This window comes from Bradyrhizobium sp. HKCCYLS1011 (genome assembly GCF_051167795.1).
In the GTDB taxonomy this organism is placed as follows: domain Bacteria; phylum Pseudomonadota; class Alphaproteobacteria; order Rhizobiales; family Xanthobacteraceae; genus Bradyrhizobium.
In genome coordinates this window covers 428,389-439,660 of the sequence record NZ_JBNPTT010000006.1, presented here as the reverse complement: position 1 = coordinate 439,660, position 11,272 = coordinate 428,389, and the positions used below count along the sequence as shown (strand labels likewise).

At 65.1% G+C, this 11,272-nt stretch carries 7 protein-coding genes; 4 read left to right on the top strand and 3 right to left on the bottom strand.

All coding sequences use genetic code 11. The features are described from left to right. Positions 1-13: 13 nt before the first annotated feature. A complete protein-coding gene (locus ACQR1W_RS22480) occupies positions 14-1,621 on the top strand; it encodes a phytoene desaturase family protein (protein ID WP_434852832.1) in 1,608 nt (535 codons plus the stop codon). A gap of 255 nt (positions 1,622-1,876) precedes the next feature. On the opposite strand, the gene ACQR1W_RS22475 is transcribed toward ACQR1W_RS22480, so the two are convergent. Continuing rightward, complete coding sequence (locus ACQR1W_RS22475; protein WP_008969224.1) at positions 1,877-2,041, bottom strand: Flp family type IVb pilin; 165 nt, start codon at positions 2,039-2,041, stop codon at positions 1,877-1,879. 255 nt (positions 2,042-2,296) lie between these two features. On the opposite strand from ACQR1W_RS22475, the gene ACQR1W_RS22470 reads away from it, so the two are divergent. From ACQR1W_RS22470 to ACQR1W_RS22460, 3 genes are all read left to right on the top strand, one after another. Beyond that, a complete protein-coding gene (locus ACQR1W_RS22470) occupies positions 2,297-3,220 on the top strand; it encodes a 50S ribosomal protein L11 methyltransferase (protein ID WP_434852831.1) in 924 nt (307 codons plus the stop codon). A 457-nt stretch (positions 3,221-3,677) separates the two neighbouring features. Continuing rightward, entirely contained in the window at positions 3,678-5,501 is a 1,824-nt protein-coding gene (locus ACQR1W_RS22465; protein ID WP_434852830.1) for an aminopeptidase P family protein, read from the top strand. Between the two features lie 281 nt (positions 5,502-5,782). Then, positions 5,783-7,063 (top strand): multidrug effflux MFS transporter, encoded by a 1,281-nt coding sequence (locus ACQR1W_RS22460; protein ID WP_434852829.1) that lies wholly within the window; start codon positions 5,783-5,785, stop codon positions 7,061-7,063. A gap of 177 nt (positions 7,064-7,240) precedes the next feature. Here the strand turns inward: ACQR1W_RS22460 and ligA are convergent, their stop codons facing one another. Beyond that, positions 7,241-9,388, bottom strand: coding sequence for an NAD-dependent DNA ligase LigA (gene ligA / locus ACQR1W_RS22455; RefSeq protein ID WP_434852828.1), 2,148 nt, complete (start codon positions 9,386-9,388; stop codon positions 7,241-7,243). Positions 9,389-9,492: 104 nt separating this feature from the next. Next, positions 9,493-11,163 carry a DNA repair protein RecN gene (recN, locus tag ACQR1W_RS22450; protein WP_434852827.1) on the bottom strand — a complete coding sequence of 557 codons (1,671 nt, stop codon included), beginning with the start codon at positions 11,161-11,163 and terminating at the stop codon, positions 9,493-9,495. Positions 11,164-11,272 lie beyond the last annotated feature (109 nt).

Here is an 11,272-nt window from a genome sequence, read left to right as displayed (position 1 = left end):
TTTTGAAGCGGACATGAACGAAACCGACGTCGTCGTCATTGGAGCCGGCCATAACGGCCTGACCTGTGCCGCCTATCTGGCCATGGCGGGCCTGCGCGTGCACGTCGTGGAGCGGCGCAAGGTGGTCGGCGGGGCCGCCGTGACCGAGGAATTTCATCCGGGCTTTCGCAATTCGGTCGCATCCTACACGGTCAGCCTGCTCAATCCGCGGGTCATCGCCGATCTCAAGCTGCATGAGCGCGGGCTCACGATCGTCGAACGGCGGGCGCAGAATTTCCTCCCCGCCCCCGACGGCCGCTATCTCCTGACCGGCGAAGGCCGCACACAGGAGTCGGTGGCCAGGCTGAGCGCGCATGATGCTGACGCGATCGGCCCGTTCTCGCAGCGGCTGGAGGCGATCGCGGACGTGCTGCGCAGCTTCGTGCTGCGCGCGCCGCCAAACCTGGTCGAAGGCTTTGGCCTGTCCGCGATCCGCGAGGGCTTCAATGCGCTGGCGGCGGCCAACACGCTGCGCGCGCTGACGATCGAGCAGCAGCGCGATCTCTTGGATCTCTTCACCCGCTCGGCCGGCGAGATGCTGGACGAGGTGTTCGAGACTGATCTCGTGAAGGCGCTGTTCGGCTTCGATGCCATCGTCGGCAACTATGCCAGTCCTTACGCTGCAGGCTCGGCCTATGTGATGCTGCATCACGCCTTTGGCGAGGTGAACGGCAAGAAGGGGGTCTGGGGCCACGCGATCGGCGGCATGGGCGCGATCACGGAAGCGATGGCGCGCGCGGTGCGCGACTACGGCGCGCTGATCGACGTCGATGCCGGCGTACGCGAGGTGATCGTCGAGCAGGACCGCGCCGCAGGCGTCGTGCTGGAGGACGGCCGGACCATTCGCGCCAAATATGTCGTGGCCAATGTGAATCCCAAGCTGCTCTATACGCGGCTGGTGCCGGGCAGCGCCTTGCCCGATGCATTTCTCGCCCGCATCAAGACCTGGCGCAACGGATCAGGCACGTTCCGTATGAATTTGGCGCTGAGCCGCCTGCCCTCTTTCACCGCGCTGCCCGGCGAAGGCGACCATCTCTCGGCGGGCATCATCCTGGCCCCGAGCCTGGCCTATATGGACCGCGCCTATCTCGATGCGCGCGAGCATGGCTGGAGCCGCGAGCCTGTGGTGGAAATGCTGATCCCCTCCACGCTCGACGACAGCCTGGCGCCGGCAGGCCGGCACGTCGCCAGCCTGTTCTGCCAGCATGTCGCGCCGGAACTGCCCGACCACCGGTCCTGGGACGATCATCGGGACGAGGTCGCCGATCTCATGATTGCGACCGTCGACCGTTACGCGCCGGGCTTTGCTTCGACCGTGCTCGCGCGGCAGATTCTCTCGCCGCTGGATCTGGAACGACAGTTCGGCCTGCTCGGCGGTGACATCTTCCACGGCGCGCTCAGCCTGAACCAGCTGTTCTCGGCACGGCCGATGCTCGGCCACGCCGACTACCGCTCGCCGCTGCCCGGCCTCTACCATTGCGGCTCCGGCAGCCACCCCGGCGGCGGCGTCACCGGCGCGCCCGGCCACAATGCAGCGCATGCGATTCTGTCCGATCACAGGGCGCTGTTTGCCCGGAGATAAGCGGTGGACAGAGCTGTGGACCGCCGGTGGCAAGGTCTGGGCACAAACCTCCTGCAAGCTTGGGACAGGTCTTGCTACGGCCTTGGGACAGTTTTGGGACAAGCCTTGGGACAGGTCCGGGACAAGACCTGTATGCGCATTGGACATCCTGTGGATGGAAGCCGCGACCCCAGAACGGCTGGTTCCAGCCGTGCGCGTCGCAAAAAGAAAGGCCGGGGCGCGAACCCCGGCCTGAGACCACCGCTGCAGAAGCGCTTACTTCAAAGACGTGTTGATCGAGTCGAACTTGCTGCTCAGCGATGAGCCGAGCCCGTTGACCGCGGCGATGATCGCCAGCGAAATGCCGGCCGCGATCAGGCCGTATTCGATGGCGGTGGCGCCGGATTCATCGCGTAAGAACTTAAAAATCTTGGATTTCATGCTGACCTCTATACCCCTGTCATTGGACCAGAGCCGCTCAGTTCCACGGCCGGGAACATACCGGCTGAAACCTAAAGTCACCTAAATACGCGCCTGATAAATTGTCTTGATAATTGTCTGCAATTTTCACGCGATATCCGACCCTAGACGGATGCAGATCCGAGTGGCCCAAGACCCACCTCAAAATGCAATCGCGCTTGCCTTGGGGCCGAAAACGCTTAACCACGCTGACCAATTGCCCCCGCGGATCCCCTGATGACCTCTACGCTCACTCCGGCCACCCACCGCGCCAGCTTCAGCTTGGCTGGCGAAACTGACGCGAGACGCGCGGTCGATACCCTGACTGAGGTCTTTTTCGAGGGGGATGCTGCGGTGGCCGCCTTCGAGCGACCGGACGGGCGCTGGGACGTAACGGTGCATTTCGCGCAAGAGCCGGATCGCGATCTGGTTCGCGAGCTCGTCGCAGGGGCGGCCGGCGCGGACATCGCACAAACCATCAGTTTCGACGTGGTCGAAGCCAAGGATTGGGTCAAGGCCAGCCTCGACGATCTGGTGCCGGTACCTGCTGGCCGGTTCGTGGTTCATGGCAGCCATGACCGGGCCCGGGTGCCGCCGAACAAGCTTGGCATCGAGATCGAGGCGGCGCTCGCCTTCGGCACCGGCCATCATGGCACCACCCGCGGCTGCCTGCTGCTGCTCGACCATTTGTTGAAGTCGCGTTCGCCTCGCCGCGTGCTGGATCTCGGCACCGGCACCGGCGTGCTCGCCATCGCCGCGGCCAAGTCTTGCCATGCCAAGTCCTGCCGTCAGTCCCGGCATCAGCCGATCCTGGCCAGCGATATCGATTCTCCTTCGGTCGCGGTCGCCCGCGACAACATGCGGATCAACAGCGTTGCACCAGGGGTCCGGGTTATCCGCGCCACCGGCTTTGCCGCGCCCGACTTCGCCCGCGAGGGTCCGTTCGATCTGGTCTTGGCCAATATCCTGGCCAATCCGCTGCGCCAGCTCGCCGGGCCCATGCGGCGCCATCTGGCGCCCTCGGCACACGTGATCCTCTCCGGCCTTTTGACACCGCAGGCGCGCGCCGTCGTCGCAGCCTATCGTGCGCGTGGACTTGTGCCGGTCAGGCAGCTGAGGATCGACGGCTGGAGCAGCCTGTTGCTGCGATATGAGGGATAGGCCGGGATCAATCCGGCAGAGAGAGACGCGCGGGTCGCTTACTTCGACTTGCTCTGGGTCTGGCGACTATCAGAATCTGGATTCATCGGCCGGTCCCGCTTCGTCCGCGGCGCCGTCAAACGACTTACGAGCTGACCCAGCGTGCTGCGCTGCTTCTCGGCGGGTGTGGGCACCGTCTCTTGCGATGCGGGCGCCGATAATTTCTCGAAGGTAAAAGCAGGCATGTGCGTCCCCTCGCCGTTGAGTTGAGGCACTCCTAGAACACACGACCATAGCAGCTATTCGACCTTGGTCGTAGCATTCCGAACGTTTCCCCGGTTCATCTCTTTCGGATGACTGGCAAACGACAGCAAATCGTTTTGCACAGGCGAATGCAAGGAGATTCTTCATGCGCTGCACGCGTCGACTGGGGAAGGTCGATTGCAGACGCTCATGCTCGACCTTAGACTAATCGACTATGTTCGAAGCTCACTTCCAGACTTTCGAGGATCCCGAGACCGGGGTTGCTCTCACCGCACGCCTGTCCGCCTTCCGCGAGGAACTCGCCAGGCGCAAGCTGACCGGCTTTATTGTGCCGCGCGCCGACCAGCAGCAGAATGAATATGTTCCCGGCTCCGAGGAACGGCTGGCATGGCTGACCGGCTTTACCGGCTCGGCGGGCGCAGCCGTCGTGCTGCCACGCGAGGCCGCACTCTTCGTCGATGGCCGCTATACATTGCAGGCGGCCAAGCAGGTCGACAGCAAGGCCTGGACCGTGGAATCGCTGGTCGAGCCGCCGGTGGAAAGCTGGCTCACCGCGCATTTGAAACCGGGTGACCGGCTCGGCTTCGATCCATGGCTGCATACCGCGGCCGCCGCCGAACGGCTGGCCTCCGCCTGCACCAAGGCCGGGGCCGAACTGGTTGCAGTCGACAGCAATCCAGTCGATGCGATCTGGACCGAGCGGCCGCAGCCTCCGGTGGCGCCCATTGCCGTCCATGCCGCAGAATTTTCCGGCGAGAGCGAGACCGACAAGCTCGCCCGGATCCGAAAGGAGATCGACAAGCTCGGCGTCGAGGCGCTGGTGCTCTCCGATTCACACAACGTCGCCTGGACGTTCAACATCCGGGGCGCCGACGTCGCCCACACGCCGCTGCCTTTGTCGTATGCGCTGGTGCCGAAGAGCGGCCGGCCGACCATCTTCATCGATCACCGCAAGCTCTCCAATCTCACCCGCGACCATCTCGAACAATCCGCCGATGTCGCCGAGCCCGACGCGCTGGGTCCGAACCTGACCAGGCTCGCGCAGACCGGGGCGGCCATCGCGCTGGACAGTGCGACCGCGGCCGATGCGCTCACCCGGCTGATCCAGACGGCCGGCGGCAAACCCGTACGCTCCACCGATCCGGTGAGCCTGCTCAAGGCCGCCAAGAATGCCACGGAAATCGAAGGAACCAGGCGCGCGCACCGGCGCGACGCGGTCGCACTGGCGCGCTTTCTGGCCTGGATCGACCGTGAGGCCCCCAAAGGCGCGTTGACCGAGATCGACGCGGTAGAAGCGCTGGAGACGTTCCGCCGCGACACCGGTGCGCTGAAAGATGTCTCGTTCCCGACCATCGCCGGCACCGGGCCGAACGGCGCAATCGTGCACTACCGCGTCACCCGCAAGACCAACCGACGCATCATGCCCGGCGATCTCCTGCTGATCGATTCCGGCGCGCAATATCAGGATGGTACCACCGACGTCACGCGCACAATTGCGATCGGGACGCCGACCGACGAGATGCGCGACCGCTTCACCCGCGTGCTGCGCGGGCATCTGGCGATCGCGCGTGCGGTCTTCCCGGATGGCGCCACCGGCGCGCAACTCGACACGCTGGCGCGGCAATTCCTGTGGCAGGCCGGTGTCGACTTCGAGCACGGCACCGGACATGGCGTCGGCAGCTACCTCTCGGTGCATGAGGGGCCGGCGCGGATCTCCAAGCTCGGCACCACGCCGCTGAAGCGCGGCATGATCCTGTCGAACGAGCCCGGCTACTACAAGACCGAGGCCTTCGGCATCCGGATCGAGAACCTGGAACTGGTGGTGGCGAAGGATATTGCCGGCGCGGAGAAGCCGGTGAACGGTTTCGAGGCGCTGACCCTGGCGCCGATCGACCGCCGCCTGATCGATGTCGCGATGCTGAGCGCGGACGAACGCGCCTGGCTCGATGCGTACCACGCGAAGGTCGACGCCGCCGTGCGCGGCGCGCTCGATGAATCTGACCAGCGCTGGCTCGACGCCGCGACCGCGGCGCTTTAGCCGCAACCTCCGTCATTCCGGGGCGACGCGAAGCGTCGAACCCGGAATCTCGAACTGAGAAGCACGCAAGCCAAGTTCGAGATTCCGGGCTCGAGGCCTTCGCCTCGCCCCGGAATGAGGGGGTTTAGCTGCCGAATTTTCGTCACCGCCTGCAACACCCTTCGGCACGTTATAATAACAGTCCCGCTCCCGGCATGGGCGTATGCCGAAACAAGCGTTTTCGCGGCGCGGCAGGCCGCTACATTCGCCCTCGTTCGAAACGATGTGAGCGCGCCCGGCACATGCACGGAATGATCAGCAAGCCGCCAGAGGCGGTCTCGCAAGCGGGCGTCGCGCATTCGCGCGTGGTCCTGGTGCTGCTGGTCGTGATGACCGGGCTTGCGCCGATCTCGCTCTATTTGCTGGTCCCGGCGTTGCCAATGCTGGCCACGACCTTCGGCCGCGACGCCTCGGTCGTGCAGATGACCGTCTCCTGCTACATGGTCGGCATCGCGCTGTCGCAGCTTCTGCTCGGACCGTTGTCGGACCGTTACGGCCGCCGCCCGGTGATGCTGGCCGGTCTCAGCCTGGCAATCGTGGCGAGCTTCGGCTGCATCCTTGCGCAAAGCCTGCCGCAGCTGATCCTCGCGCGCTTCCTGCAGGCCCTGGGCGGGGCCAGCGGCATGGTGATCAGCCGAGCCATCATCCGCGACCTTTATCCACGCGAGCGCGTCGGCGCGATGATCAGCCTGGTGATCGCCGTGATGATGATCGCGCAGATGCTCTCGCCGCTGACCGGCGGCCTGATCGAGATCACGCTCGGCTGGCACGCGATCTTCTATGTCGTCACGGCGCTGTCGGTTGCGATCGCGATCGCCGTGACGCTCGCGCTGCCGGAGACGCGGCGTGCACGCGCCGAGGGCGCCAGCTTCGGCAGCGACGTCACGGTGCTGCTGAAGAGCCGCGCCTTCATCGGCTATGTGCTGTGCCAGGTGCTGGCCTCGCAGATCATCTTCGCCTTTGCCGGCGGCGGTCCCTATATCGTCGAGGTCCAGATGGGTCGCTCCTCGGCCGAGTATGGCGCCTGGTTTGCGACGACTGGCTTCGCCTATTTCGTCGGCAATCTGTTCTGCGTCCGCTTCTCGCCACGCCATTCGCTGGACAAGCTCATCTGGTTCGGCCTGGCGCTGCAGCTTGTGGGCAGTCTGCTGAATTTCGGTTGGAGCCTGCTCGGCCTCAACCAGGTGCCGAGCGTCCTGTTCGGCACCCAGATGCTGGTGATGTTTGCGAACGCGGCCGTGATGGCCAACTCCGCTGCGGGCGCGATCAGCGTGCGCCCCAGCGCGGCCGGCACCGCCTCCGGCGCGATGGGTTTTCTGCAGATGGGGCTTGGTGCATTGACCTCGCAGCTCGGCGCCTATCTCGGCGGGCACTATGCTTCAACGCTGCCTCTGACCTCGGCGATCCTGATGCTCTCGCTCGCCTGCGCCAGCACGATGATCTTCCTGGTGCCGCGTGGCAACGCGATCGTGAGTGAGGACATGATCAGGCAGGCGGAGGAGGATGAGGCCGGGGTGATGTAGGCTCGTTATTGCGAGCAAGCCGGACAACAAACCAACAGCCGTCATGCCCCGCGCAGGCGGGGCATCCAGTACACCGCAGCCTATCGGCTCTATAACAGCTGCCTCTGGACTACTGGATCATCCGCTTTCGCGGATGATGACCGCGGTGTGGGGTGCGGGTGCGGAGCGAAGTAACTCCTACTCCCCGACCAGCTTCAGCCACTCATCCTCGGTCAAGACCTGCACGCCGTGCTTCTGCGCGTCCTTGAGCTTTGAACCCGCGCCAGGGCCGGCGACGACGTAGTCCGTCTTCTTCGACACCGAGCCCGATACTTTTGCACCGAGCCGCTCCGCGGTCGCCTTCGCCTCGTCGCGCGTCATCTTCTCCAGGGAGCCCGTGAACACCACGGTCTTGCCGGCGACCGGCGAATTGCGCTTCGGCCGCTCCGCATCGAGGATGGTGACCTCCCGCGTCAGCCGCTCGACGATGCCGCGGTTGTGGCTTTCGCCGAAATAGGAGGCGATGCTCTTGATCACGGTATCGCCGATCTGGTCGAGCGCATCCATCTCGGCAATCGCTTCCTCGTCGCCATCAGCCACCTTCAGGCAGGCTTCGTGGAAGGCGTCCCACGAGCCATAGCCGCGCGCCAGCGCCAGCGCGGTGGTCTCGCCGACATGGCGCATGCCGAGCGCGTAGATGAAGCGCTCCAACGCGATGTTGCGCCGCGCCTCAATCGCGTTGAACAGGTTGCGCACCGAGGTCTCGCCGTAGCCTTCGATGTCTTCCAGCTTCAGCTTCGCGTTCCGCGCGGCAAGCGTGAAAATATCGCCCGGCTCCTTCACCCAGCCCTGGTCGAAGAAATATTGAATCTGCTTTTCGCCGAGCCCGTCGATATCGAACGCGCGGCGGGACACGAACAGGAGCAGATGCTGGATCTTCTGGAACGGACAGGCGAACTCGCCGGTGCAGCGGGCGCGAGATCCCTCCTCACCCGTTGCCGTCTCCTCGCGCACGACATCGGTGTGCAAGGGACACGGGCACGTCTTCGGGAAGTGGAATTCGGCCGCGTTCTTCGGCCGCTTGTCGATGATGACGTCGACGACCTGCGGAATCACGTCGCCGGCGCGCTGGACCACGACGGTGTCGCCGATCCTGATGTCGCGGCCTTCCCGCAGCACTTCACCCTTGTTGCCGATGCCCTTGATATAGTCCTCATTGTGCAGGGTGACATTCTGCACGATGACGCCGCCGACGCCGACCGGCTCCAGCTTGCCGACCGGCGTGAACGAGCCGGTGCGGCCGACCTGGATCTCGATGTCCTTGAGCACAGTCATGGCGCGCTCGGCCGGGAATTTGTGCGCGATGCCCCAGCGCGGCGTCCGCGAGACGAAGCCGAGCCGCTCCTCCCAATCGATGCGGTCGACCTTGTAGACCACGCCATCGATGTCGTAGTCGAGCTCGGCGCGCCGCTCCTCGATCTGGTGATGGAAGGCGAGCAGTTCCTCGACCGAGTGGCAGAGCTTCGTCAGCGGATTGGTCGTGAAGCCGCAATGCTCAAACCATTTGATCATGCCGCTCTGGGTCTGGGCCGGCATCGCGCTCATCTCGCCCCAGGCGTATGCAAAAAAGCCGAGCGGCCGCGAGGCGGTGATGGTCGGGTCCTTCTGCCGCAGCGAACCGGCGGCGGAGTTGCGCGGATTGGCGAAAACCGTATCGCCTGCTGCCTTCTGGCGCTCGTTCAGCGCCAGAAAAGCCTGCTTGGTCATGTAGACCTCGCCACGCACTTCGCAGATGTCGGGAATGTTGCGGCCCTTGAACTTTTGCGGCACGTCCTTGAGCGTGCGGATGTTGGCGGTGACGTCCTCGCCTTCGGCGCCATCGCCGCGCGTCGCCGCGGTCACGAGCTCGCCGCCCTCGTAGCGCAAGGACATCGAGAGCCCATCGATCTTCGGCTCGGCCGAGAAGTCGATCTGATCATCGGGCAGCTTCAGGAAGCGGACAATACGGCCGACGAAGTCGCGCACGTCCTCTTCAGCGAAGGCGTTGTCGAGCGACAGCATCGGCACCGCATGGCGCACCTTCTTGAAGCGGCCGGAGGGCGCGGCGCCGACTTTCTGGGACGGTGAGTCAGCCGAGACGAATTCCGGAAAGCGCTTCTCGATCGCGTTGAAGCGCTGACGCAATGCGTCATATTCGGCATCGGTGACGCTCGGTGCGTCGTCCTGATAATAGCGCTTGTCGTGCCCTTCGAGTTCCAGCGCCAAACGCATCCATTCCACCTTGGCCTGCGCCTTGGTGAGGTCGGCGATGTCTGTGGGTTTCTTTGCTTTTGCTGCTCTGGCCATTGCTTACTACAGTCCGTCATTCCGGGGCGATGCGGACGGCCTCACGTAAAACGTCGGGCCTGTGACTGGTTCCGTATCGAACCCGGAATGGCGGAGCAAGGGCTCTAAGCCGCCACCTCGAGCAGCCGGGCCGCCGCGGCGCGGGCTTCGGCGGTGATCTCGGCGCCGGCGAGCATGCGCGCGATCTCCTCGCGGCGGTGCTCGGCCGGGAGCGCGTTGACCCGCGTGGCGACGCGTTTGCCCTTGTCGAGCGCGGCCTTGGAGATCAACAGATGCTGGTCGGCGCGGGCTGCGACCTGCGGCGCATGGGTCACCGCCATCACCTGGACCTGGCCGGCCAGCCGCGCCAGCCGGGCGCCGATGGCATCGGCAACCGCACCGCCCACACCGGTATCGATCTCGTCGAACACCAGTGTCGGCGCCGAGCCGCGATCGGACAGCACCACCTTGAGCGCCAGCAGGAAGCGCGACAGCTCGCCGCCTGACGCCACCTTCATCATCGGCCCGGGCCTGGTGCCCGGATTGGTCTGCACCCAGAACTCGACACGGTCGATCCCCTGCGGTCCCGGAATCTCGGCATCGGCCTCGACCTGGGTCATGAACTTGGCACGTTCGAGCTTGAGCGGCGCGAGCTCGGCGTTGACGGCCTTGTTGAGCTTGTCGGCCGCCTTGGTGCGCGCGGCCGACAGTTTGGCAGCCGCCGCGGCATAACGCGCGTCGGCCTCTGCGGCTGCGGCTTCCAGCTGCTTCAATTGCTCGGCGCCGGCATCGATCAACACGACGTCGGCGGCATATTTCGCCGCCAGCGCGGCAAGCCCGTCCACGGGCGTGGAATATTTCCGCGCCGCAGCGCGCAGTGCGAACAACCGCTCCTCGATCTGCTCCAGCTCGAATGGATCGAAATCGGCGGCGCGGAGCGCCGCCGTCAGATGCTGATCGGCCTCCTCCAGCGCGTTGATCGCGGCATCGATCGCCTTCACCGCCGGCTCGATCAGAGCCGGCGAACTGCCGGCACGCCGCTCCAGCCGCCGCACCGCAGCCGAAAGGCTGGCGATCGGCGACTGGTTGCCACCGACCGCGTCCTGGGCGTCGTGCAGATCGGACGCGATCTTCTCGCCCTGCATCATCGTGGTGCGGCGCGCGGCAAGCTGGGTCTCCTCCCCATCCTTCGGTGCCAGGGCCTTCAACTCGTCGGAGGCATGGCGCAGGTAGTCCGCCTCGCGGGCGGCGCGCTCCATGCCGGCCCGATGCTCCTCCAGCGCCGTGCTCGTGGTGCGCCGCGCCGCCCAGAGCATTTCGACCGCCGCGACGTCTTTCTCCAGCCCCGCAAAGGCATCGAGCAGGCGGCGATGGGTAGCGGCATCGACGAGGGCACGCTCATCATGCTGGCCATGGATCTCGACCAGCACCGCGCCGACGGCCTTCAGAGTCTGCACGCTGACCGACTGATCGTTGATGAAGGCGCGGGTGCGACCGTCGCCGAACTGCACCCGACGCAGGATCATCTCGCCGTCGTCGTCTAGGCCGTTGTCGGCCAAGATCTTCGCCGCGGGATGGTTCTTGGCCACTTCGAACACGGCGGTGACCTGGCCCTGCTCGGCGCCATGGCGGACGAGGCTGGCGTCGCCCCGCCCTCCCAGCGCCAGCGCAAAGGCGTCGAGCAGGATCGACTTGCCGGCGCCAGTCTCACCGGTCAGCACGGCAAGTCCCTGAGAAAACTCGATATCAAGCCGCTCGATCAGAACAATGTCACGGATCGACAGACGCGCCAGCATGGAGATTGAGTCCTCGTTGAGGGCGAGAGCCCTGAATCGATCGACTCGATCTTATCAGCGATATGAGAACAAAACAAGAACATGCGTTTGAGGAGACGGCTCGAGCTGC

Excerpts from the sequence above, each read along its gene's own strand:
- ACQR1W_RS22480 (WP_434852832.1), top strand. The coding sequence starts at position 14 with ATGAACGAAACCGACGTCGTCGTCATTGGAGCCGGCCATAACGGCCTG.
- ACQR1W_RS22465 (WP_434852830.1), top strand. The coding sequence starts at position 3,678 with ATGTTCGAAGCTCACTTCCAGACTTTCGAGGATCCCGAGACCGGGGTT.
- ACQR1W_RS22460 (WP_434852829.1), top strand. The coding sequence starts at position 5,783 with ATGCACGGAATGATCAGCAAGCCGCCAGAGGCGGTCTCGCAAGCGGGC.
- ACQR1W_RS22475 (WP_008969224.1), bottom strand. The coding sequence starts at position 2,041 with ATGAAATCCAAGATTTTTAAGTTCTTACGCGATGAATCCGGCGCCACC.
- ligA (WP_434852828.1), bottom strand. The coding sequence starts at position 9,388 with ATGGCCAGAGCAGCAAAAGCAAAGAAACCCACAGACATCGCCGACCTC.
- ACQR1W_RS22470 (WP_434852831.1), top strand. The coding sequence starts at position 2,297 with ATGACCTCTACGCTCACTCCGGCCACCCACCGCGCCAGCTTCAGCTTG.
- recN (WP_434852827.1), bottom strand. The coding sequence starts at position 11,163 with ATGCTGGCGCGTCTGTCGATCCGTGACATTGTTCTGATCGAGCGGCTT.